Consider the following 21,728-nt stretch of genomic DNA (forward strand, 5'->3'; position numbering starts at 1 on the left):
CAAAACCACAGCAGGACATCGATATCCGGGCCGCACCCTCTGGCATCCACCCACCGGAATGGACCCACGCCGGCGTGGGCTGATCAATCACGCCCACCACCCCGAGGAAGTGCTGTACCCACCCGACGACACCGGCGACGAGGAACCACGACAACCCGCATGACGGTCCGCACCAGCGTCAGGGCACAGCCCTGTCTGCGGTCGACCCTGCGCTGAAGCCAAAGGAATGCCGCGCAGAGGGAGATCCCGGTTGCGCCCAATCCCGATCAAGTCTTCGATGAGGGCAACGACCATCGGAGGGGTACGAGGACATGGCGTACGACGAACTTCTTGCAGACCGCGTTCGCGACATCCTCTCGGAGCAGGAGAGTCTGCGCGAGCAGAAGATGTTCGGCGGGCTCGCATTCATGGTGCGAGACAAAATGGTGGTGTGTGTCGGCACCGACGACCGTGCGCTGCTGGTTCGTGTGGATGGGGTCCATGAACCCGAATACCTCCAGCGCGACGGAGCGCACCACGCTGTGATGGGTCGAGACCGCTCGATGGGCCGAGGGTGGATCACCGTCGACGCAGATGCGCTGACAAGCGAGAAAGCACTGGAATTCTGGGTCGCCGCCGCGCTCGAATACAACTGCAACCGAGCCGACTGACAGCCTCTGCAAACGCTCCTCGTACTACCCGAACCCAGCGACGGCGCAGGCGGGGCACTCACAGCAGCGATCTCATTCGAGACTCTTCTCGAAGGGGTGCGATCCGACAGTCTTGGACGGCAAGCTCCGGTCGTACAGCGGGGTGTATCCGGCTGCCAGGTACAGGGCTACGGCTTCCGGCTGATTCCAGCCCGTCGTGAGATAGACCCGGCTATATCCACGCTCGCGTGCGCTGCGTTCCAGCTCGGCCACGACACGCTTGCCGAAGCCTCGACCCCGCTGTGATTGCGCCGTCCAAATTCGTTTGAGCTCGGCAGTGTCCTCGGCGTACTGCCGATACGCGCCGCCTGCAACAGGAACGCCGTCGTACAGGGCCACGAGCAGAACCCCACCGGGTGGCTCGAACTCGTGACCGGGATACGACTTCAACTCCTGATACTGCTCCCCAGGGGACCGGCCGTATCGTGACGCGTATTCGAGCGCCAGTTCCTGCAGCAACGGCGTTGCAAGGGGATCGTCCTGCCCGATCCTGACGAACTGGAGGCGTGCATCATCGGCACCGGTGACGCGGGCATTGACTTCGAACGTCGCACTCATGCTCTCCCCTGCCTTCGTGATCCGTCGACGAGATCGGCCACCACCTCACCGACGGCGGGCGCGAATTTGAAGCCATGGCCCGAGAATCCTGCCGCTACTACAGTGTTACCGCTGCGCGTGATAGCGAAGTTGGAGTCCGGCGTACTGGTGTACAGACACGTCGATGGGTCCGCGGATTTCGCGTCCACTCCCGGCAGCCACTTCCCGGCGTAGTCGATCAATCGCTGCACACCATCCGGGTTCGGCACGAAGCCACGGGTACGAGGACTCACGACCGGCCCCGTGGCATGCTCGCCGATCTTGATACCGTCGGGCGAAGACAATCCATAGATGCCGGCAGTATCGAGAAGTGCACCGGGATGGTGAATGAAGCTCGGCCACTGCATTTCTGGGCGCAACGGTACGAAATGCGCCGGCTGTTCCTGGGTGGTGACCAGCGGCGGAATCACTTCCTGCGGCACGAACTCGGATGTCCACGCCCCAGCAGCGAGAACGACCACGTCGGCAACATAGGTGCGGGTGTCCGTCACCACGTCGGAGCCGGAGATCTCACGCACCGGCGTCTCGTATTCGACGGTCGCACCGCCCGAGCGAGCTGCTTCGATCGCTGCGGCAACGCTGCGATCGGCGTGAAGTCGCCCGGCCGCAGCGTGGAACAGCACTGTGGTGTCGAATCGAAGTCCGGGCCACCGCTGCTGCGCAGCAACAGGTTCGAGAACCTCGAACTCGAGCCCAGCCCGCTTCAGTGCGTCGATCCTCGGATTCACCGTCGCCGGATCTCCATGATCGACTGCTCCCGTGACAGCCAACAATGCTGTGTCGGTCGCGGTTTCGAGATCGCGCCAGAGCGAGTGTGCCCGAGCGGCCAGTGATACGTAGTAGTCGTCGGCGTAAGCATGCCGAAAGATCCGTGAACTGCCGTGCGAGGCACCGTTCTTGTGTCCCGGCCCGAACTGCTCGAGCAGGGTGACATCGTGCCCGCGTCCTGCGATCTGCCACGCCGACGACGCTCCTATGATGCCGCCACCGACGACTACGACTTTCACCGTGTTCCTACGCCGCGGGCTTACGAGGCAGCCCGGGCGGGTTGACGACGGAGTCGGATACAGCCTCGGACTGCAGGCCCCACCGATCGATGACCCGCTGGTAGCTGCCATCGTCGATGGCATGTTGTAGTGCCTCGTGGATGGCCTCGATGAGACCGTTGTCCTTCTTTGTCAGCACCGCGATCTCTCCCTGCAACGCATCACCGGCTCCGGAGAACGTCCCGACGACCTTCGATTCCCCACTGGTTGCTGCGTGGTAGACGGCAGAGGGGTTCGGGCCCAGATAGCCGTCGATGCGCTTGGATCCCAGTGCCAGGTAGTAATCGGAGGTGTTCTGGTAGTAGGCCAGCTCCGCCGGCTGAAGACCTTCGGCCACGTTCGCCTCGTTCCAGTCCACCAACAGCTGCTCCTGGTTGGTGCCGGACCCGACGCCGATCTTCTTGCCTGCGATGTCCTGACGCTTCTCGACCTTCCAATCGGTGTCTTTCTGGGTCTCGAATGCGAGGTTGTCGAGCCGGTACGTGGCGAAGTCGTACTTGTCCTTGCGCTCCTCGGTGACCGTGACGTTGGAGATGAACACGTCGTTCTCACCGGAGTCGATCTTGACGAAGTTCTGCGACCAGTCGGCAACTTGCAGATCGACGTCCAGCCCGAGAATGTCGCCGACGAGGTAGGAGAAGTCGACCTCGGATCCGACGATGGTGGTGTCGTCGGTGGCGTAGAAGCGCAGCGGCGGCGCGGTCCCGCCCGAGCCGGTGACGATCAGCGTTCCTCGGTCTCGAATGGCCTGTGGCACTTTCGCTGCGATCTCGTCGACTTTGTCGACTCGCACTCGTTCGGTCTGCTCGGGAGTGAGGTCGAAGCTTTGCCCGTCCTCGGTGACGACCTGCGACTCGGCCTCCGGTTCGCTGCAGGCAGTCGCGGTGAGCGCCACGATGGCCAATGCTGCGGCCATGACCGTCAGCCTGCGTGATGGTTTCGACATGAGTGTTGTCCGTCTTTCGCTGAAGTGAGGTGGTTTACAGAACGTGGGAGAGGAAAGCTTTGGTCCGCTCGTGGTGCGGCGAATCGAGAAGAGTTGCAGGAGATCCCTGTTCGACGACGACGCCGGAATCCATGAATACGACGGTGTCGGCGATCTCGCGCGCGAAGCCCACTTCGTGCGTGACGATCACCAGCGTGGCACCATCGCGTGCAAGTCCGCGAATGACTTCGAGCACCTCGCCGACGAGCTCCGGATCGAGCGCCGAGGTGGGCTCGTCGAACAGAATCACTTTGGGGCGCAGCGCCAGTGCCCGCGCGATCGCGACTCGCTGTTGCTGGCCCCCGGAGAGCCGACGCGGGTAATCGTGCGCTTTCGCGGCAACGCCGACCCGCTCGAGCAGCGCCAGCGCTTCGGGCTCCACATCCGCACGCTTGCGCTTCTGCGCCGAAATCGGTGCCTCGATGACGTTCTCGAGTACCGTCAGGTGCGGAAACAGGTTGAAGTTCTGGAACACGAACCCGATCTGCGAACGCTGACGCAGAATCTCACGGTTGCTCAGCTCGTGCAGCTTGGTACCTCTGCGTTTGTAGCCCACCAGATCGCCGTCCACCCGCACGGTCCCCTGTTCGACTTTCTCGAGGTGATTGATGATGCGCAACAGGGTCGATTTGCCGGATCCGGACGGGCCGATGATCGCGGTGACCTCGCCGGGGCGGACGGTGAGGTCCACTCCTTTGAGCACCTCGAGGGGACCGTAGGACTTGTGCACTCCACGAACCTCCACTGCAAACTCGGTCTCTGAAGTGGACGTGGTGGCGTCGAGAGTGGTCATCGTGTTGCTCCTCGCGGGGCGAGGGTGATCTCGGCCAGCTTCTTGCGCAGCTTCTGGACGGGAGTGAGTTCGATTGTGCGCACTGCCCCCTTGGCATAGTGCCGCTCCACGTAGTACTGCACCACCGAGAGAATCGAGGTGAGAATGATGTACCAGACAGTGGCCACCATCAGCAGCGGCACCACTCGGCCGCTTCGGCCGTAGATGACCTGAACCTGGTAGAACAGCTCGGCGATGGCCATGACGGAGACGATCGACGTGCCTTTGAACAGGCTGATCACCTCGTTGGCCGCATTGGGCAAGATCCCCCGCATCGCCTGCGGAAGAATGATCTTGAAGAACTCTCGACTTTTCGGAATACCCAGTGCTGCAGACGCTTCCAGCTGTCCATGATCTACCGAGATGATACCGGCGCGGACGATCTCAGCGGAGTATGCGGCCTGATGCAGAGCGAGCCCGATGATCGCTGCCGTCGAGCCGCTGATGACGTTGTTGACGTCGAACTCGAAGAAGCTGGGTCCGAACGGAATTCCCACCGACAGGGTTTGGTAGAGATACGCGATGTTGAACCAGAACAGCAGCTGCACGATCAGGGGAATGGACCGGAACGCCCAGATATAGAACCACGAGATCACCTGCAGCACTGGGTTGTTCGACAGCCTCGCTACCGCAAGCGCGATACCGAGAGCGAAGCCGATCAGGGTTCCCCAGAACGTGAGCTGGATGGTGAGCCACAGGGCCGAGAGCACCGATTGTGCGGTGAAGTACTGGGCGAACGTGCCCCAGTCCCATCCCGGATTGGTGGCGAAGCCGTGCAGGAACTGAGCGACCACGACCAGGGTGGCGATGCTGATCACCCAACGCCACGGATGCCACTTCCTGGCGACGACGAGTTGCTCGTCCGGCAGTTCTGCGGTGTCGCTCGAACCGGTGGATTTCGGCGAGGTCTGTAGTTGCGTCACCGGAGCCGCCGGTGCGGATGGGCAGCGATCATCGCTGTGGTGCCTTTCGAAAGGGTGGACTGTGAGTACGCGAACCGGTCAGGCGGGCGTACGGATACAGGTGTTCATCAGCAGTTCCTCCATCGGTCCTGGCGGTAGCACCCACACGCCCGAGGGCGGGGTTGCTGCGACGTCGTAGAGCCAAGGTCTCTCGGTCGCTCTGGATGGTGACAGGAATGTATAGAACTTCAGATTGAAAAGTCAAGTGCGCGTGGTCTTTCGGGTTGAAATCACGATGATTTCAACCCTTGCCACGTTTCCGAACTGCCTGGTGTCAGCTGAAGGCGCCCCGGTATCGGGCAGCCGGATGCGACGCGGGCAGTCTGTCCCGGCCGGTGAGTTTGCGTCGGACGGTGCCCCGGCCGTACTCCCGTTGCGCCAGCCCGCGCTGCTGAAGAACCGGCATCAGATGTTCGATGAATTCCACGTAGCTGCCCGGGATCGTCGAGTTGATGACGTTGATCCCGTCGACGCCGGCGTCGCGCCACTGTTCGAGACGATCGGCGATGGACTCCGGCGTTCCCACCACCCGCCCGCTCCGAGTCCGCATGTGCGCCAGATCCCGAACGGTGGGTTCTCGATCGGTGATCGCCTCGCGGAGCCACGCCAACGTGCTCTGGGAGCCTTCTCCCTGCACCTGACCGATCGGGGTGTCCAGATCGTAGGAGCCCAGATCTATGCCGATCCCACCCGCAGCGTGCGCGATCATCGCCTCGTCGTCGACGTATTCGTCCAACTCCGCTTCTCTGCGTCGAGCTTCGCTCTCGGTGCTCCCGATGACGAACGACAGACCCTGGAAGAATTCGAGGTCCCCCACGGACCTACCGGCCTCGATGACCAGACGGCGCGTGTCGGCGATGAGCGAGCGCGCGGCCTCGGGTGTCGGAGACGCAATGAATTGGGCCTCGGCGTTACGCGCGGCGAAGCGTCGGCCCGTCGGAGATGAACCGGCCTGGAACAACAACGGCGTCCGCTGCGGCGATGGAGCCACGAGATGCGGGCCCTCGACGCTGTAGCGCGCGCCGACGTGATCGATCTTGTGCACCTTCGAGAAATCGCTGTGCCGACCGGATGCTTTGTCCTGCAACAGCGCTCCGTCGTCCCACGACCCTTCCCACAGCTTGTACACAACATCGACGTACTCGTCCGCCCAGGCATATCGATCCTCGTGGAGAGCCATATCTCCGAAGCCGAAGTTGCGCCAGGCGTTCGGCGACAGACTCGTCACGATGTTCCAGGCGATGCGGCCGTCCGACGCGTGATCGAGCGTGGACATCTTTCGCGCGAAGTTGAACGGATGCTCCTGCAGAATCGACGACGTCAACGCGATACCGAGATGCTCTGTCGCATAAGCGATCGCCGACGCGATCACGGTGGGATCGTTGCTGGGAATCTGCAATCCGGATTCGACGAACTTCTCCCACGAACCCTGATAGTCGTCGTACAGTCCCACGACATCGGCAAAGAATATGAAATCGAACTTGCCGCGCTCGAGTTCTTTCGCCAACGACACCCAATGCTCCAACGAGGAGAAATCGGTCTGCTCCGCCTCCGGCTTGCGCCACGCACCGTGCACGATATGAGACGTGGTGTTCATGACGAATGCGGAGAACCTGAGCGGCCGAGTCATACCGCCACCATGCCACGAATACACACGACGCGGCAGTCCACTATCGGCTGTTGCCGACCGCGTAGCCGATACCTACGAAATCGCCTGAAGACCTAGAGCTTTGCGATGAACAGCTGACCCGCCGGTACCATCGACTGCACGCAACCGAGGAGGTAAGGCTTGTTTCGCGACATGCCGCGCTATCAGCAACTGAACGCAGCGAGTGTCGTTTCTCTCGGTTCGCTGGTCGTGATCGGCACATTCCAAGCAGCCGACACGTCCGATCTGGTACGTCTGACCGCGCACGCGACCATTCTCGTGGCGGTCGTGGCGGCAATTATCCACGGGGTCAGGCACACTGCGATGAAGCCGACGTGGCTACTCCCCCGAATGACGCTGATACTGTTCGCTCTCGGCAGTCTCATGTGTGTCGTCGCAGGCGAGTACCTCCCCGCGGCGGTCGGCGCGATCCAGGCGGCATTGCTTCCGCTCTTGATGCTGGACGATCGATTGAACGCGCTCTTTCGGTACACCCCCGACGTGTCCTGAACAGGACCCTCGAATCACCCTGATTTCAACCATTGCGTCGCACCCTCGACGCGGCGAGCCTTTTCGGTAGCGAATCGTTCTGTGCGGGCTGGGTCTCGCGCAGCGTCGACGAAAGGAATGGGTCGCCACGATGCCGAACAGCTCTACCACGTCGAACAACACCGCAATCGCCATGATCGAACGCAGAATCTCCTCCGCCGCCGAATCCTGGGGCTGGCAGGTCGACGCACTCTGCCGCGGCCAGGACTCGGAGATCTTCTTCTCCCCGTCCGGCGAGGGCCGCTCGGCCCGCCGCGTACGGGAGGACCGCGCGAAGCAGGTGTGCGCTGGCTGCCGGGTCATCGAAGAGTGCCGACGATTCGCACTGGCCGCCAACGAACCGTTCGGAGTCTGGGGCGGAACGACTGCCCGCGAGCGACAACAGCACCGGGCCAACTCCCGACGTGCCGAGGAACTGCAGGCGAGTTAGCAGCAGGAGTGAAGCTTGCGGAACGACCCGATAGTTCAGGAGTGAAGCCAGCGGAACGACCCGATAGTTCACAATGGACGGGTGAGCGAAACCGAGAAGCCTCAGCAGTGGACGTACCTGATGGACATGGACGGCGTGCTCGTCCACGAGGATCACCTGATCCCCGGTGCCGACACGTTCCTCGCCGAACTGCAGGCCAACGAAATCCCGTTCATCGTACTGACCAACAATTCGATTCGTACCCCCCGTGACCTGCGCGCACGTCTCGCATTCACCGGTCTGGACATTCCGGAGAAGTCGATCTGGACCTCGGCTCTGGCCACCGCGACCTTCCTCGGCAATCAACGACCCGGTGGCAGCGCCTATGTCGTCGGCGAGTCCGGCTTGACCACCGCCCTGCACGACATCGGCTACACGCTCACCGACTCGAGCCCGGATTACGTGGTGCTCGGCGAGACCCGGACGTATTCGTTCGAGGCAATCACCACCGCCATTCGCCTCGTCGAGAAGGGCTCGCGCTTCATCGCCACCAACCCCGACGCCACCGGCCCCTCCCGTGAGGGTTCACTGCCCGCGACCGGTTCGGTGGCAGCGTTGATCACGAAGGCCACCGGCAAGGAGCCGTACTACGTGGGCAAGCCCAACGCATTGATGATGCGGTCGGCACTGCGCGCGATCGGCGGGCATTCCGAGAACACGCTGATGATCGGCGACCGGATGGACACCGACGTGCTCTCGGGCCTCGAAGCCGGACTGCAGACCATCCTGGTCCTCACCGGGATCTCGACGGTCCAGTCCGTCGAGCAGTACCCGTACCGACCGACCAAAGTTCTCGATTCCGTCGCAGACCTGGTGGGCCGCACTCAGAACCCGTTCTGATGACTCTCGAATTCGTTCTGTCCCGGCAGGATCACCACGTCGTCGGACTGGGTGTCCGGCACGCTTTTCCCGACGTCGCCGACGCGGTGGCCGCGGTCCGGGAAGGCCGAAATGTCGTCGGCGCACTCCCTTTCGACATGTCCGACGCCACCGCCCTGATCGAACCGGAGGAGTTCTACCGACTCGACGGGCCCTGGATGACAACCGATACCCTGCCGCCGCTACCGGCGGCAACCGTCGCACGACAGATTCCCGATCCGGACGTCCACGTGCAGCGAGTGCGAGATGTCGTCGAGCAATTGAAAGCCGGTGCAGCCGAGAAGATCGTGCTCGCGCGGGCCATCGAGGTGACCGCGGAATCGCCGATCGAGCCTGTCTCGGTGTTGAGCGCGTTGGTCTCCCGCGATCCGATGGGCAACGGCTTTCTGGCGAATCTGTCGCCCGCAGGTAAGACCGGCACGCACATCGTCGGCGCGAGCCCGGAACTGTTGGTTCGTAAGCGCGGCAACATCGTCAGCTGCCATCCGTTTGCCGGGACGGCTGCGCGTTCCACCGATCCCGACGAAGAAGCACGCATCTCCGCGGCGTTGGCGGCCAGCGCCAAGGATCAGGCCGAACACCGATTCGTCGTCGACGAGATCCGTGCTGCGTTGACGCCGTTCTGCGAGTCGCTGGAGGTGCCCGAGTCACCCCAGCTGAGCAGCACTCCGCAGCTGTGGCACCTGTCGACGCCGATCGTCGGCACCCTGGCCGATCCCGCGACCTCGGCGCTCGATCTCGCACTGGCGCTGCATCCCACGGCCGCCGTCGCCGGGGTTCCCCGCGCCGCGGCCATGGCTGCGATCGCAGACGTCGAGGGCTCCCGTGGCTTCTACGCCGGAGCCGTCGGGTGGACCGACGGCAGCGGCGACGGCGAATGGATGGTCACGATCCGCTGCATCGAACTCGCGGCGGACGGACTGTCCGGAACGGCCACCGCCGGCGGCGGCATCGTCGCAGATTCCGACCCCGACGCCGAACTGAACGAAACCACGGCCAAGTTCAGAACCGTGCTCAGCGTCTTCGAGCCCTGACGCAGATACGGACACTGCTACCGATCGATTGCGGCGTTGAGATCACGGTGAATCGAACTGTGTACATGACCGATCGACAATGGTCAGCTTGTTGAATTCCGCACTGCACCGGTGCAATTCGGGCAGTCTTCGACCAGCGAAAGGTATCGACATGTCGGTGGACACTCTTGTCGAGAATACGACAGCTCTGCGTGCGATCAAGATCGGTGGCAACCTCGGTGCCCGCATCGAAGGCGTGCGACTCGGCGGCGATCTCGATGCGAACACTGTCGAGTTCGTTCGGCGCGCTCTGCTCGAGCACAAGGTCATCTTCTTCAGCGGCCAGCACCACCTCGACGACGAAAGCCAGTATGCGTTCGCCGAATTGCTCGGGTCGCCGACCACCCCGCACCCCACTGTCACCTCACGTGGCACCAGAACACTGGCCATCGACTCCGAATACGGCAAGGCCAACAGCTGGCATTCGGATGTGACCTTCGTCGACCGAATCCCGAAGGCCTCCATCCTGCGTGCGGTCAGCCTCCCGGAATACGGCGGGAACACCACGTGGGCCTCACAGACCGCCGCCTACGCGCAGTTGCCGGATTCGTTGAAGGCGTTGGTGGACAACCTCTGGGCCACGCACTCGAACAACTACGACTACTCGGCGACTGCTGCAGAGAAGATTCGGAACGACAAGACCGAGGAGTACCGAAAGGAGTTCCAGTCCACTTACTTCGAGACCGAGCACCCAGTCGTCCGCGTGCACCCCGAAACCGGTGAGAAGACTCTGCTGCTCGGTCACTTCGTCAAGAACTTCATCGGATTGTCGACCAAGGAGTCGCAGACCCTGTTCGATCTCCTACAGAATCGAGTGACCAAGCTGGAGAACACTGTTCGCTGGACCTGGAGCCTGGGCGACGTGGCCATCTGGGACAACCGCGCCACCCAGCACTACGCCGTCGCAGACTGGGACGATCAGTACCGCCGCCTCGAACGCATCACCTTGGCCGGCGACGTGCCGGTACACCCCAACGGAGAGAAGAGCCGGGTGGTCGCAGGCGACGCGGCGCACTACTCCCTCATCGACAAGCCGCTACCGGTGACGCTCTGACACCGACTACTTCAGAGCCTGGTCCAGATCTCCGATCAGATCCTCGGTGTCCTCGAGGCCGATGGAAATGCGCACCACACCGTCGGTGATGCCCACTGCCGCACGGCCTTCCGGGCCCATCGCGCGGTGCGTGGTGGTGGCCGGATGAGTGATCAGTGTCTTGGAGTCGCCGAGGTTGTTGGAGATGTCGACGATACGCAACGCGTCCAGCACCTCGAAGGCGCGCTTCTTGCCCTCCCCCTCCGGTGCTTCGAGTTCGAAGGTCACGACGGTACCGCCGCCCGACATCTGCGACTTCGCCAGTGCGTACTGCGGATGTGATTGCAGGAACGGGTATTTCACCCAGCGCACCGCAGGGTGAGCTTCGAGGAACTCGGCGATCCGCAGCGCGGAATTCACCGAATGCCGCACCCGCACCGGCATCGTCTCGAGCCCTTTGAGCAGCGTCCAGGCATTGAACGGGCTCAGTGCCGGGCCGGTGTGCCGCATCAGAGTCTGCACCGGGCCTTCGATGTATTCCTTCGAGCCCAGGATCGCCCCGCCGAGTACCCGACCCTGGCCGTCGATGTGCTTGGTGCCCGAGTACACGACCACGTCGGCCCCGAGTTCCAGGCTGCGCTGCAGCAACGGCGTCGCGAAGACGTTGTCCAGCACCACCGTTGCTCCGGCAGCATGTGCCAGCTCGGAGACGCGCCGGACATCGACCAACGACTGCATCGGGTTGGACGGGGTCTCGAAGAACACCGCCGTCGTCGGCACCGACAGCGCCTGCTCCCACTGCTCGAGGTCTTCGCCGTCGACGAAGACGGTCTCGACGCCCCACCGCGGCAGAATCTCGTTGCAGACCACGAAGCAGGAGCCGAAAAGGCTACGCGCAGCGACCAATCGGTCACCGGCCTTCAGCAGTGCGCCCAATGCGGTGAACACCGCCGACATTCCGCTCGACGTCCCGAAGCATGCCTCGGCACCCTCGATCAGCCGCAGCCGCTCCTCGAACATCTTGACCGTCGGGTTGCCGTAGCGCGAGTACACGAAATGATCGATGTCGCCGGTGAACGCCTGCTCGGCCGCTCCGGCACTCTCGTACACGAAACCCGAAGAGAGATAGAGTGCTTCGGCGTTCTCGTCGAACCCGGATCGCATCAGACCGCCGCGAACTCCCAGCGTTCCCTGACCCACACCCTCGGGCAAGGGCTTGTCGAATCCGCCGCCTTTCGGAATGTTCGTCACGACTGCCTCCACGGCAACCCGACCGCACGCCAACCCGTGGCTCCGCGATGACCGTCGGCATCGGTGGCACCTTCGAAACCGTCGAGCACGTTGTAGGACGGACCGATTCCTGCAGCCGTCGCGGCTTCGGCAGCACCGATGGATCGCTGACCGGAGCGGCACAGGAACACCACCGGTCGATCGCCATCCACGCCTGCGGCTTTCAAGTCCTCGACGAAGTTCGTGTTCCGGGCACCGTCGGGGAAGCTGACCCATTCGATCAAGTGCGTGGGGCGGTCGATTCCGGACGTGTCAGGCACTCCGACGTACTGCCACTCGGCGCGCGTCCGAACGTCCACGAGCACGGCCTCGGGGTTGCTCTGCAACAACTCCCAGGCAGCTTCCGGGGTTATGTCACCTGCGTAGGTCACTTGATCAGCCTTCCGTCACTCGCTGTTTCGACATCACACACGCCATCACACATTGCACACCAGCCACTTGTCGTCGACGCGGACGAACTTCCACTGATCGTCGGTCTGCACTCCGGATTTCTCTTCCTTCAGCGGGACCTTCACCACACCGCGGTCGCCGTTGACCTCGTACTCCGACGGCACCCCGTCGATGGACGTCTCGCCGTTGCGCTCGACCTCGCCTGCTCGATCGGTTCGGTACTGCGCGTCGTCGCCGGGAACGAGGAGCGCAACCTGGTCGAAGCAGGTGTTCTCGCGCAACAGATCCGCATCGCCGGTGTTCTGTGCTTCGAGGAATCCGTCGACGGCGTCGGTGAGCAGCTGCGCCTGCGTCACGTTGTTCTCGGCGGGGGCGAACTTCGACGCTGCGAAGATGCCGACGAGCAGAACCACGACGATGCCCGCGGCGATGATGAACGGCCACGCGTTCGGTGGACGCTGCTCACCGGAGTCGGCAGCGGCCTTCGACGCGTTGTTTCGCGCTTCCTCACGACTGTCGACCCACTGCTGCCTACGTTCACTCCACGACGCCATGCGGCCAATCTTCCTCGATCCGACGGGCCGGGCACTATCGGGGTCCGACGGGAATGTCTCCTCGCAACGTGATGCGGTGCATCTTGCGATGCTCGGTGCCGTAGTCGCGATTGGCGTAGTGCGAGGTGCTGCGGTTGTCCCACAGCACCAGATCGCCCAGCCGCCAGCGGTGCCGCACGATGTGTTCGGGCTTGGTCAGGTGCGCGTACAGCAGATCCAGGATGCCGCGACTCTCGGCCTCCGACACCCCCACGATGTGCGAGGTGAAACCCGGATTGACGAAGAGCCCCTTGCGGCCGGTTTCCGGATGGACCCGCACGACGGGATGTTCGACGGGAACCAGCGCGGTGACTTCCTTGCCGTCCCACACATTCCCTTTTCCGCCGCGCTTCTGCGCGAGGTAGTAACCGAATTCGCGGTTGCCGTCGTGAATCGCCGTCAGCCCGTCGATCATTCGGCGAACGGGTGCGGACAGCGACTCGTAGGCGAGCTGACTGTCGGCCCAGTTGGTGTCGCCGCCGTGCGGTGGCAGGACGACGGGCCGCAGGATCGAGCCCATCGGCGGACGTTCCATGAACGTGACGTCGGTGTGCCAGACGTCGGCGAAACCGTTGTCCTGACTGTCGAGCGCGTAGACCTCGGGAGCGACGTGGCCGCTGTCGTGTACCGGGTGGCCGGCCGTGAGGTCGCCGAGACGACGGCCGAATTCGACGTGTGCCGCGTCGTCGAGCGTCTGCCCGCGCAGCACCAGAACCTTGTGGTCGACGAGCGCTCGGCGTACGGCATGAATCTGAGCATCGGACGCCGACGCGACGTCGAGCCCGATGACCTCGGCTCCGAACGACGGGCCGAGCTTGTCGAGCGTGAGAGTGGCGGTCTGTTCCAGGGTGGTCATGTGTCCTCGAATCCGTGCACGGCAGGGCGCTGATCTGCGGCAACGCTGCCGTCGAGAGAGGGGTCCCGTCCTGTTCAGGGAGGGGAAGGGCGTCGGGTCAGGTCACCGACAACACATGTTGGTGCAGGTACGACAGAAGTCGACGGTGAACCGTCGAACCAGGTATGTCGTGCGCACAGAGCAATTCCTACCGGAAACCGGGAAATCCGGCAAGTTTGCCCACTGCCCCAGCTCAGGTTGTCCTTAATTTATGCTGGGGTGTCCGCACTTCCCTCGAAGAAGGTAGCTCGCTGCACATGACTGATCAGACTCGTCCACTCCGCGTCGCCATCGTCGGTGCCGGACCGGCCGGCATCTATGCCGCCGACGCGCTCATGAAGTCCGACCACAATGTCAGCGGACCGGGCGTGAGCATCGACCTCTTCGAGCGCATGCCTGCACCGTTCGGGCTGATCCGCTACGGCGTGGCCCCGGACCACCCGCGCATCAAGGGCATCATCACCGCACTGCACAAGGTGCTCGACAAGCCGCAGGTTCGCCTGCTCGGCAACATCGACTACGGCACCGACATCACCCTCGACGACCTGCGCCGCTTCTACGACGCCGTCATCTTCTCCACCGGTGCCAACGCGGACCGCGCGCTGAACATCCCCGGCATCGACCTCGAGGGCAGCTACGGCGCCGCCGACTTCGTGTCCTGGTACGACGGCCACCCGGACGTGCCGCGCACCTGGCCGCTCGAGGCCGAGAAGGTCGCCGTCCTCGGCGTCGGAAACGTCGCTCTCGACGTCGCACGCGTCCTCGCCAAGACCGGCGACGAACTGCTGCCCACCGAAATCCCGGCCAACGTCTACGAGGGCCTCAAGGCGAACAAGGCCATCGAGGTGCACGTGTTCGGCCGCCGCGGACCGGCTCAGGCAAAGTTCACCCCGTTGGAGCTACGCGAGCTCGACCATTCCCCCAACATCGAGGTCATCGTCTCCCCCGAGGACATCGACTACGACGAGGGCTCGGAGCAGGCCCGCCGCAGCTCCAAGCAGATCGACATGGTTGCCAACACCCTGCAGGACTGGGCCATCCGCGACGTCGGCAGCCGCCCGCACAAGCTGTTCCTGCACTTCTTCGAGTCGCCAAGCGAGGTACTCGGTGAGGACGGCAAGGTCGTGGGTCTGCGCACCGAGCGCACCGAGCTCGACGGCACCGGCAACGTCAAGGGCACCGGCAAGTACAACGACTGGGACGTCCAGGCCGTCTACCGCGCCGTCGGCTACCTCAGCCAGAACATCAGCCAGCTCCCGTTCGACGAGCAGGCAGGCACCATCCCCAACGAGGCCGGACGCGTCGTCGAATCCCCGTCCTCGACCACCCCCGTTCCCGCCACGTACGTCACCGGCTGGATCAAGCGCGGACCCGTCGGCCTCATCGGTCACACCAAGGGCGACGCGAACGAGACGGTCGCCAACCTGCTCGAGGATGCACCGAGCTTCGTCGGTGCGGCCGAGCCTGATCTGGATGCCGTCACATCGTTCCTCGAAGGCAAGCAGGTTCCCTTCACCACCTGGGACGGCTGGTACCGCCTCGACGCGCACGAGCGTTCACTCGGTGAGCCCGAGGGCCGCGAGCGCGTGAAGGTCGTCGAGCGTGAGGACATGCTGAAGGCTTCCGAGCCCGACAAGGCCTGAGCGGCTGCGCCGCATGTGCACGAAACTTCGTAGCCCACTACGAAGTTTCGTGCACATGCGCGAAGCGCTCTACACCCGAACAGACAACAACTTGCCCTCTGTCTCGATTTTGCGTTGATGCTCGTTGAAATCCGGTGCAGCGCAGACGAACAGCGTGCGGCCGTCGGATCCGCCGAGTCCGCAGGCGAAGACCCCGAGATCGAAATCGAGCTGCTGGAGGATCTCCCCGCCCTGTGCAACGTGCAGCACTCGCTGCCCGAGCGCGTCGGCGATCCACATCGTGCCGTCGGTGTCGATGCAGCATCCGTCGGCGGCCACCTTCACCTCGCCCAGGGCCGTCGCCATATCTGTCGACGACGGTAGTTCGCCGAACGTCGCCCAGTCACGCCGCTCCCCCAGAGAACCGTCCTCGGCGATGTCGAAGGCACTGACCCGGTTGCCGACCGTCTCGTCCACCAGCAGTTCGCCCGACGCGGTGAATGCCATCCCGTTGGGGAAGTACAGATCCGAGGCCACGACGTGCGCAGAACCGTCGGGGTCCACGCGAATAAGATCGGCCGTCTCGACGGGGGCGAAGTTCATCAGATCGAACCCGAAGTTCCCGATGTACGCGCGGCCCTGCGCGTCCACGAGCATGTCGTTGAGGTTCGCGGACACGTACGTCGACAGATCGGCATGCACCGTCAGCGAGCCGTCGTGCTCGCGCAGCAGCAGCTTGTGGTCGCGCATCGACACGATCAGCAGTCGGCCGTCGGGCAACCAACCCAGGCCCGACGGCTGATTGGGTACCTCGGCTTCGACTCGCACATCGGACCCGTCCTCGAGAGCGGACAGGACACGGTGGGAGTAGAAGTCCGATACCCAGACCCTCCCCTCGTGCCAACGTGGACATTCGAAGTAGGTGTATCCGTCGAGAACGACAGTGGTCTCCGGTTTCATGTTTCGAATTCAAACACCGAGCACGGTGGCCGCGACGCCGAATGCGTGAGCTGGCATGCTGGGAGCCGTGTTCGACGCCCACCTACACATCATCGACCCGAAGTTTCCGCTCATCGAGAACCACGGTTTCCTGCCCGATCCGTACACCGTCTCGAACTACCTCTACGACGTCGACGGGCTCGGCATCACCGGCGGCGCGGTGATCTCGGGATCGTTCCAGGGCACCGATCAGACCTATCTGATGGCAGCACTGGAGACTCTGGGACGCGGCTGGGTGGGCGTGACTCAGATCGATCCGGAATGCTCCGACGAGGACATCGTCGCGCTGCACGACGCAGGCGTACGCGGAATGCGATTCAACCTCAAGCGCGGCGAGACCGACGTTCAGATGCTCACCACGCAGGCACGTCGCGTGCACGAATTGGTCGGATGGCACGCCGAGCTGTACGTCGATGCGTCCCTGCTGCTCTCGCTCGAACCCATCCTCGCGAAGTTGCCGGCGGTCAGCATCGATCACCTGGGCTTGTCCACTCAGGGGTTGCCGTACCTTCTGAACCTCGTCGACCGCGGAGTACGCGTCAAGGCAACCGGATTCGGTCGAGTGGATCTCGACATCGCCGACACGCTGCAGCAGATCCATCGAGTCAACCCCGCGGCGTTGATGTTCGGCACCGATCTACCGGGCACCCGAGCCCCACGTCCGTTCTCGGAGACCGACCTCGACATCATCACCCACGCTGTCGGTGGCGACCTCCCTGCCGTGCTCGACGGCAATGCCCGGGCTTGGTATCGCGTCTCCTGATCTATACGAGCACGGCTCCCCCGAGCCACACCGCCGAGGCGAGCAACGCACCGAACAGTTCCACCAGTATGGAGAGCCCGGCGGCCTTGGTGGCGTGCACGGTCGATCGCCAGGCCTCGGAATGGTTTCGGTGCCTGGGTACTTCGGCGACGTAGACCCCTGCGATGAACCCGATGAACAGCCCGACGACGGGGATGACGAAAAATCCGACGATGCCGAGTAGACCGCCGATCATCAGCGATCGCATCGGCACACCCGCTTCCCGCATGCGCCGACCCGGCCACGTGTACTTCACGACGCCGCTGAGTACCAGCAGCACCGTCGCGACCGCGAACACCGTCCAGGCGGCTGCTCCACCGGTGAGCCACGCCCAGACAGCGACGGCAGCGAAGATCAGGATGGTGCCGGGCAGAATGGGAACGACGATACCGACGAGGCCGACCAGAATCACCAGGCCGACCAGTATTTCTCCGAGCGCGCTCATGAGCTCAGTGTGCCCTGTGCCGGGTCAGACGACAGGACGAACCTTTCCTGCTGCCTCGCGTGCTCGGCTTCGTGCCGTCTCGATGTCCGACGCCGTCGACACCGCGACGCCCATCCGACGCCTGACGAAGCTCGTCGGCTTGCCGAACAGGCGCAGGTCGGTCTCGGCAACCGCCAACGCATCGGCGACGCCTTCGAAGGAAACGCCGTCCGCATCCACGCCGCCGTAGATCACCGCCGACGCACCGGGTGAGAGCAGCGCCGTGTCGATCGGCAGACCGAGCACGGCGCGGGCATGGAGCTCGAACTCCGAGAACCGTTGCGTACGAAGCGTTACCAGGCCGGTATCGTGTGGCCGCGGACTGACCTCGGAGAAATACACGTTGTCGCCCTGGACGAACAGCTCGACGCCGAACAATCCGCTCCCACCCAGTGCCGTCGTGATTCGCTCGGCAACATCGCGCGCACCGGCCAGGGCCGCGTCGGACATCGGTTGCGGCTGCCAGGATTCGACGTAGTCACCGGACTCCTGCAGGTGGCCGATCGGCTCGCAGAACGCTGTTCCATCCACCCCGCGCACAGTCAGAAGAGTTATCTCGTAATCGAAATCGACGAATCCCTCGACGATGACACGGCCGAGATCGACGCGGCCACCCTTCAACGCGTACTCCCACGCGGCCTCGACATCGTCCTCGCTGCGCACGACGGACTGCCCTTTGCCCGACGACGACATGACGGGCTTGATGACGGCAGGGAAACCAATGGTGGACAATGCTTCTCGAACCTGGCCCAGCGAATCGGCAAAGGCATAGGGCGACGTCGGCAGCCCGAGCTCCTCGGCAGCCAGACGCCTGATGCCCTCACGGTTCATCGTCAACTGCGTCGCCCGTGCCGTCGGAATGATCACCGTCCGGCCCCTGGCTTCCACCTCGGCCAACGCGTCCGTCGCAATGGCCTCGATCTCCGGGACAACGAAGTCCGGCTGCTGCGAATCGATCAGCGCCAGAAGCTCTTCGGGGTTGCTCATGTCGATCGTGAATGCATGATGCGCCACCTGGTGGCCAGGGGCATTGTCGTAGCGATCGACGGCGATCACCTCGACGCCGAGGCGCTGGAACGCGATGATCACCTCTTTGCCCAGCTCACCCGAGCCGAGCAGCATCACCCGGGTCGCCCCTGGAGTGAGCGGAGTACCGATACGGACGGGTTCTGGGGCAGTCACAGCCTTATTATCCACACCCACATTACTTGGACGACCTAGTACAGGTTAGTCTCCTGTCACAATCGCAGCGCACAACGTCGGAACGAGGCAAATTACGTGTCGAACACTGGTGGACCGCTCGCAGGGCTCCGCGTCGTCGAACTCGCAGGCATCGGGCCCGGCCCGCACGCCGCACTGCTCCTGGCCGACCTCGGCGCGGACGTCGTTCGCATCCAACGCGCCGGGCAGGTCTCTCCGCACGACCATCAACTGCGCAGTCGCACCATCGTCGAGGCGAACCTCAAGGACCCCGCCGACATCGAGAAGGTTCTCGGCCTCGTCGAGCGCGCCGACGTGCTGATCGAGGGATTCCGCCCCGGTGTCACCGAGCGACTCGGACTCGGACCCGACGACGCCTTGGCCCGCAACCCGCGCTTGGTCTACGGCCGCATGACCGGCTGGGGCCAGGAAGGCCCCTGGGCACAGACCGCAGGCCACGACATCAACTACATCTCCGTCACCGGCGTCCTCAACGCCATCGGCCGTGCGGGAGAGCGCCCGGTGCCGCCGCTGAACATGGTCGGCGACTTCGGTGGCGGCTCGATGTTCCTCGTCTTCGGCATCATGGCGGCGCTCTACGAGCGACAGAACTCCGGGCAGGGCCAGGTGGTCGACGCGGCCATGGTCGACGGCACGGCCGCACTCTCGCACATGATCTGGTCGTGGCGCGGAGTCGGAGCGTGGAGCGACGACCGCGGCACCAACCTGCTCGACACCGGCGCGCCGTTCTACGACACCTACGAGACCTCCGACGGCCAGTACATGGCAGTCGGCTCGCTCGAGCCGCAGTTCTACGCTCAGCTGCTCACCGGACTCGGCCTCTCCGATACGGATCTGCCATCGCAGATGGACAAGTCGCGTTGGCCGGAACTGCGCGAGAAGTTCACCTCGACATTCCTGTCGAAGACCCGCGACGAATGGGCCGCGATCTTCGACGGCACCGACGCCTGCGTATCGCCGGTCCTCACCTTCGCCGAAGCTCCGAACCACCCGCACATGAAGGATCGCGACTCACTCATCGACGTCGGCGGCGTCACGCAACACCGTCCGGCACCGCGATTCTCCCGCACCGAAAACGGAGTTCCGACGCCACCGCCGTCCACCGCCACCGACATCGCGTCGGTCTGGGTGTAACCGCCTGCGCGTCAGAACACCAGAGCCGGCTGTTCCGATTCGGCGCTGGGGGCGAGTGCTCGGTACGCCCCGGCCGTTGCGGCGACAGCGGCCCGAAGCTCTTGCGGCTCACGGGTGTACGGCAACCTGAGATAGCGCTCGAACGCACCCTCGACGCCGAATCGCGGTCCTGCCGCCAGCACCGCTCCGAATGCCGGAGCGGTGGCGGCGAGTGCACTCGACACCGGTGCAGGCAGCTGCAACCACAGCGACATACCGCCCTCGGAGCGGCGATAGCGCCAGTCCGGAAGATGCTCGGCCAGAGCGTCCTCGAGTACGTCACGACGTTCACGCAGTTGCGATCGGCGGAGCTCGAGTGCGGGTTCGGCGTCCTGCAGCAAGAACGACGACGCCAACTGATCCATGATCGACGTGCCGAGGTCGTGCGCCGCCCGCGAACCTGCGAGCTGGGATACCAGCGACGGGTGCGCCCTGATCCACCCGATGCGCAGTCCGCCCCAGAACGACTTGGACGCCGAGCCGATCGTGACGATGTCGGAGCCCGAGACCCGTCCGAACGACGCGACCGGTGGTGGCGGCGGGGCGTCGAGCCACAGGTCCACCATCGTCTCGTCGACGATGAGCGTCATGCGAGTGTCACGGGTGATGCGCGCGAGTTCGGCCCGGCCCTCGGCGTCCAGCACCTGCCCGGTCGGATTGTGAAAGTCCGGAATCAGGTACGCGACCTTGGCGGCCGTTTGCCGTGCGGCACTGCGAATTCCGTCGAGATCCCAGTCGCCGTCCGCGGGACGAACCGGCACCGGCACCGGCCGCGCGCCGACGCGTCGGATGGCCTCGAGCGCGTTGGGATAGGTCGGGTGATCGATCAGCACCCGATCACCGGGTGACGTCAACGTGCCCAGCAAGAGCCGAACTGCTTGCTGCGCACCGGATGTGACCATGATCTGATCCGCGGTCGTCGGTAGGCCACGCTCGACGAATCGCTGCGCGATGGCCTCCCGCAACACCGCCAAGCCGATGGGCTCCATTCCGTGCGTCGGCAGGTACGTCGGAAGTGCTTGCAGTGCAGACTCGTACGCGGCCGTCATGGTTCCGTCGGCGGCCGACATGGCAGCGTGAGACATGTCCACCACCGGACCCGACGTCGACGTCGACTGGATCAGCAGTCCGTTCGGGGTGGGGGCCGCAGGCAGCGCGACGGTACTGCGCGAACCCTGCTTGCTGATCAGATAGCCCTCGTCACGCAGCACCGAATAGGAGGAGGTGATGGTGGTGCGGCTCAAATCGAGTGCGGCCGACAGATCGCGCTCACTGGGCAGACCGACACCCAACGGAATCCGACCGTCGTGAATGAGGAGTCGAACGCCGTCCGCCAACGCGCGATACGTCGGACGCGACGCCTTGCGCCGGCCGGGTCCATCGGAGGAGGCGTCAGCGCGCCAGCTACCGAGATCGCGGGCCAGTGACGTTGCGTTGAGAACTCTCGAGGCCATGTTCTCCAGTATTGGCCCACTGGCATCGAACATTCAAGTCCAT

At 63.9% G+C, this 21,728-nt stretch carries 23 protein-coding genes and 1 riboswitch; of the genes, 9 read left to right on the forward strand and 14 right to left on the reverse strand.

Annotated features, from left to right (window positions below; all coding sequences use genetic code 11):
• The first annotated feature begins 311 nt into the window (after positions 1-311).
• Complete coding sequence (locus CH275_RS23520) at positions 312-650, forward strand: TfoX/Sxy family protein (protein ID WP_094680642.1); 339 nt, start codon at positions 312-314, stop codon at positions 648-650.
• Between the two features lie 72 nt (positions 651-722).
• On the opposite strand, the gene CH275_RS23525 is transcribed toward CH275_RS23520, so the two are convergent.
• The 6 genes from CH275_RS23525 to CH275_RS23550 all read right to left on the reverse strand — a co-directional run bounded on the left by CH275_RS23525 (position 723) and on the right by CH275_RS23550 (position 6,741).
• The gene (locus CH275_RS23525; RefSeq protein ID WP_094680643.1) at positions 723-1,247 is read right to left on the reverse strand and encodes a GNAT family N-acetyltransferase; all 525 of its coding nucleotides are present in this window, start codon (positions 1,245-1,247) and stop codon (positions 723-725) included.
• On the reverse strand, positions 1,244-2,293 hold the full coding sequence (locus CH275_RS23530) for an FAD-dependent oxidoreductase (RefSeq protein WP_094680644.1): 1,050 nt from the start codon (positions 2,291-2,293) through the stop codon (positions 1,244-1,246). Before CH275_RS23530 ends, CH275_RS23525 begins: the two co-directional genes overlap by 4 nt.
• 7 nt (positions 2,294-2,300) lie before the next feature.
• A complete protein-coding gene (locus CH275_RS23535; RefSeq protein ID WP_094680645.1) occupies positions 2,301-3,278 on the reverse strand; it encodes an ABC transporter substrate-binding protein in 978 nt (325 codons plus the stop codon).
• A gap of 34 nt (positions 3,279-3,312) precedes the next feature.
• Positions 3,313-4,110 (reverse strand): amino acid ABC transporter ATP-binding protein, encoded by a 798-nt coding sequence (locus tag CH275_RS23540; protein WP_094680646.1) that lies wholly within the window; start codon positions 4,108-4,110, stop codon positions 3,313-3,315.
• A complete protein-coding gene (locus tag CH275_RS23545; RefSeq protein WP_094680647.1) occupies positions 4,107-5,072 on the reverse strand; it encodes an amino acid ABC transporter permease in 966 nt (321 codons plus the stop codon). The genes CH275_RS23540 and CH275_RS23545 overlap by 4 nt, the downstream gene beginning before the upstream one ends.
• Positions 5,073-5,188: 116 nt before the next feature.
• A riboswitch (SAM riboswitch) is annotated at positions 5,189-5,282 on the reverse strand.
• Between the two features lie 103 nt (positions 5,283-5,385).
• On the reverse strand, positions 5,386-6,741 hold the full coding sequence (locus tag CH275_RS23550) for an LLM class flavin-dependent oxidoreductase (RefSeq protein ID WP_094680648.1): 1,356 nt from the start codon (positions 6,739-6,741) through the stop codon (positions 5,386-5,388).
• A gap of 159 nt (positions 6,742-6,900) precedes the next feature.
• On the opposite strand from CH275_RS23550, the gene CH275_RS23555 reads away from it, so the two are divergent.
• From CH275_RS23555 to CH275_RS23575, 5 genes are all read left to right on the forward strand, one after another.
• Positions 6,901-7,269 (forward strand): hypothetical protein, encoded by a 369-nt coding sequence (locus CH275_RS23555; RefSeq protein ID WP_094680649.1) that lies wholly within the window; start codon positions 6,901-6,903, stop codon positions 7,267-7,269.
• A 130-nt stretch (positions 7,270-7,399) separates the two neighbouring features.
• Positions 7,400-7,738: a WhiB family transcriptional regulator gene (locus CH275_RS23560; RefSeq protein ID WP_373453738.1), complete on the forward strand. Its 339-nt coding sequence runs from the start codon at positions 7,400-7,402 to the stop codon at positions 7,736-7,738.
• A 120-nt stretch (positions 7,739-7,858) separates the two neighbouring features.
• Positions 7,859-8,617 (forward strand): HAD-IIA family hydrolase, encoded by a 759-nt coding sequence (locus tag CH275_RS23565; protein ID WP_068053998.1) that lies wholly within the window; start codon positions 7,859-7,861, stop codon positions 8,615-8,617.
• The gene (locus CH275_RS23570) at positions 8,617-9,690 is read left to right on the forward strand and encodes an isochorismate synthase (protein ID WP_094680650.1); all 1,074 of its coding nucleotides are present in this window, start codon (positions 8,617-8,619) and stop codon (positions 9,688-9,690) included. Before CH275_RS23565 ends, CH275_RS23570 begins: the two co-directional genes overlap by 1 nt.
• A gap of 151 nt (positions 9,691-9,841) precedes the next feature.
• Positions 9,842-10,783, forward strand: coding sequence for a TauD/TfdA dioxygenase family protein (locus CH275_RS23575; RefSeq protein WP_179276311.1), 942 nt, complete (start codon positions 9,842-9,844; stop codon positions 10,781-10,783).
• Positions 10,784-10,789: 6 nt separating this feature from the next.
• Here CH275_RS23575 and CH275_RS23580 read toward each other — a convergent pair whose 3' ends face one another.
• The 4 genes from CH275_RS23580 to CH275_RS23595 are packed head-to-tail and all read right to left on the reverse strand — an operon-like array spanning position 10,790 to position 13,891.
• Positions 10,790-12,013, reverse strand: a complete 1,224-nt coding sequence (locus CH275_RS23580) for an O-succinylhomoserine sulfhydrylase (protein ID WP_179276312.1) — start codon at positions 12,011-12,013, stop codon at positions 10,790-10,792.
• On the reverse strand, positions 12,010-12,423 hold the full coding sequence (locus tag CH275_RS23585; RefSeq protein WP_094680651.1) for a rhodanese-like domain-containing protein: 414 nt from the start codon (positions 12,421-12,423) through the stop codon (positions 12,010-12,012). Before CH275_RS23585 ends, CH275_RS23580 begins: the two co-directional genes overlap by 4 nt.
• Before the next feature lie 45 nt (positions 12,424-12,468).
• A complete protein-coding gene (locus CH275_RS23590; RefSeq protein ID WP_094617789.1) occupies positions 12,469-12,996 on the reverse strand; it encodes an Rv0361 family membrane protein in 528 nt (175 codons plus the stop codon).
• A gap of 34 nt (positions 12,997-13,030) precedes the next feature.
• On the reverse strand, positions 13,031-13,891 hold the full coding sequence (locus CH275_RS23595; RefSeq protein WP_094680652.1) for a TauD/TfdA dioxygenase family protein: 861 nt from the start codon (positions 13,889-13,891) through the stop codon (positions 13,031-13,033).
• 296 nt (positions 13,892-14,187) lie between these two features.
• Here CH275_RS23595 and CH275_RS23600 point away from each other — a divergent pair, with 296 nt between their 5' ends.
• The gene (locus tag CH275_RS23600; RefSeq protein ID WP_094680653.1) at positions 14,188-15,573 is read left to right on the forward strand and encodes an FAD-dependent oxidoreductase; all 1,386 of its coding nucleotides are present in this window, start codon (positions 14,188-14,190) and stop codon (positions 15,571-15,573) included.
• 69 nt (positions 15,574-15,642) lie between these two features.
• Here CH275_RS23600 and CH275_RS23605 read toward each other — a convergent pair whose 3' ends face one another.
• Positions 15,643-16,512, reverse strand: coding sequence for an SMP-30/gluconolactonase/LRE family protein (locus CH275_RS23605; RefSeq protein ID WP_179276313.1), 870 nt, complete (start codon positions 16,510-16,512; stop codon positions 15,643-15,645).
• 55 nt (positions 16,513-16,567) lie between these two features.
• On the opposite strand from CH275_RS23605, the gene CH275_RS23610 reads away from it, so the two are divergent.
• Complete coding sequence (locus CH275_RS23610; RefSeq protein WP_094680655.1) at positions 16,568-17,314, forward strand: amidohydrolase family protein; 747 nt, start codon at positions 16,568-16,570, stop codon at positions 17,312-17,314.
• Between the two features lies 1 nt (position 17,315).
• Here the strand turns inward: CH275_RS23610 and CH275_RS23615 are convergent, their stop codons facing one another.
• Both CH275_RS23615 and purT read right to left on the reverse strand, forming a co-directional pair.
• Positions 17,316-17,798: a DUF456 domain-containing protein gene (locus CH275_RS23615; protein WP_094680656.1), complete on the reverse strand. Its 483-nt coding sequence runs from the start codon at positions 17,796-17,798 to the stop codon at positions 17,316-17,318.
• Between the two features lie 24 nt (positions 17,799-17,822).
• The gene (gene purT / locus CH275_RS23620) at positions 17,823-19,019 is read right to left on the reverse strand and encodes a formate-dependent phosphoribosylglycinamide formyltransferase (protein ID WP_094680657.1); all 1,197 of its coding nucleotides are present in this window, start codon (positions 19,017-19,019) and stop codon (positions 17,823-17,825) included.
• A 96-nt stretch (positions 19,020-19,115) separates the two neighbouring features.
• Between purT and CH275_RS23625 the strand changes: the two genes are divergently transcribed.
• On the forward strand, positions 19,116-20,192 hold the full coding sequence (locus tag CH275_RS23625; RefSeq protein WP_094680658.1) for a CaiB/BaiF CoA transferase family protein: 1,077 nt from the start codon (positions 19,116-19,118) through the stop codon (positions 20,190-20,192).
• An 11-nt stretch (positions 20,193-20,203) separates the two neighbouring features.
• On the opposite strand, the gene yczR is transcribed toward CH275_RS23625, so the two are convergent.
• On the reverse strand, positions 20,204-21,685 hold the full coding sequence (gene yczR, locus CH275_RS23630; protein ID WP_094680659.1) for a MocR-like transcription factor YczR: 1,482 nt from the start codon (positions 21,683-21,685) through the stop codon (positions 20,204-20,206).
• Positions 21,686-21,728 lie beyond the last annotated feature (43 nt).

This window comes from Rhodococcus sp. 06-235-1A (assembly GCF_002258785.1).
Classification (GTDB): Bacteria; Actinomycetota; Actinomycetes; order Mycobacteriales; family Mycobacteriaceae; genus Rhodococcoides.

What these genes read in the sequence shown, in the direction of transcription:
- CH275_RS23600 (WP_094680653.1), top strand. Translation starts at nt 14,188, where the DNA reads ATGACTGATCAGACTCGTCCACTCCGCGTCGCCATCGTCGGTGCCGGA.
- CH275_RS23595 (WP_094680652.1), bottom strand. Translation starts at nt 13,891, where the DNA reads ATGACCACCCTGGAACAGACCGCCACTCTCACGCTCGACAAGCTCGGC.
- CH275_RS23615 (WP_094680656.1), bottom strand. Translation starts at nt 17,798, where the DNA reads ATGAGCGCGCTCGGAGAAATACTGGTCGGCCTGGTGATTCTGGTCGGC.
- CH275_RS23550 (WP_094680648.1), bottom strand. Translation starts at nt 6,741, where the DNA reads ATGACTCGGCCGCTCAGGTTCTCCGCATTCGTCATGAACACCACGTCT.
- yczR (WP_094680659.1), bottom strand. Translation starts at nt 21,685, where the DNA reads ATGGCCTCGAGAGTTCTCAACGCAACGTCACTGGCCCGCGATCTCGGT.
- CH275_RS23610 (WP_094680655.1), top strand. Translation starts at nt 16,568, where the DNA reads ATGCTGGGAGCCGTGTTCGACGCCCACCTACACATCATCGACCCGAAG.
- CH275_RS23540 (WP_094680646.1), bottom strand. Translation starts at nt 4,110, where the DNA reads ATGACCACTCTCGACGCCACCACGTCCACTTCAGAGACCGAGTTTGCA.
- CH275_RS23535 (WP_094680645.1), bottom strand. Translation starts at nt 3,278, where the DNA reads ATGTCGAAACCATCACGCAGGCTGACGGTCATGGCCGCAGCATTGGCC.
- CH275_RS23605 (WP_179276313.1), bottom strand. Translation starts at nt 16,512, where the DNA reads ATGAAACCGGAGACCACTGTCGTTCTCGACGGATACACCTACTTCGAA.
- CH275_RS23575 (WP_179276311.1), top strand. Translation starts at nt 9,842, where the DNA reads ATGTCGGTGGACACTCTTGTCGAGAATACGACAGCTCTGCGTGCGATC.
- CH275_RS23590 (WP_094617789.1), bottom strand. Translation starts at nt 12,996, where the DNA reads ATGGCGTCGTGGAGTGAACGTAGGCAGCAGTGGGTCGACAGTCGTGAG.
- CH275_RS23520 (WP_094680642.1), top strand. Translation starts at nt 312, where the DNA reads ATGGCGTACGACGAACTTCTTGCAGACCGCGTTCGCGACATCCTCTCG.
- CH275_RS23570 (WP_094680650.1), top strand. Translation starts at nt 8,617, where the DNA reads ATGACTCTCGAATTCGTTCTGTCCCGGCAGGATCACCACGTCGTCGGA.
- CH275_RS23560 (WP_373453738.1), top strand. Translation starts at nt 7,400, where the DNA reads ATGCCGAACAGCTCTACCACGTCGAACAACACCGCAATCGCCATGATC.
- CH275_RS23525 (WP_094680643.1), bottom strand. Translation starts at nt 1,247, where the DNA reads ATGAGTGCGACGTTCGAAGTCAATGCCCGCGTCACCGGTGCCGATGAT.
- CH275_RS23565 (WP_068053998.1), top strand. Translation starts at nt 7,859, where the DNA reads ATGGACATGGACGGCGTGCTCGTCCACGAGGATCACCTGATCCCCGGT.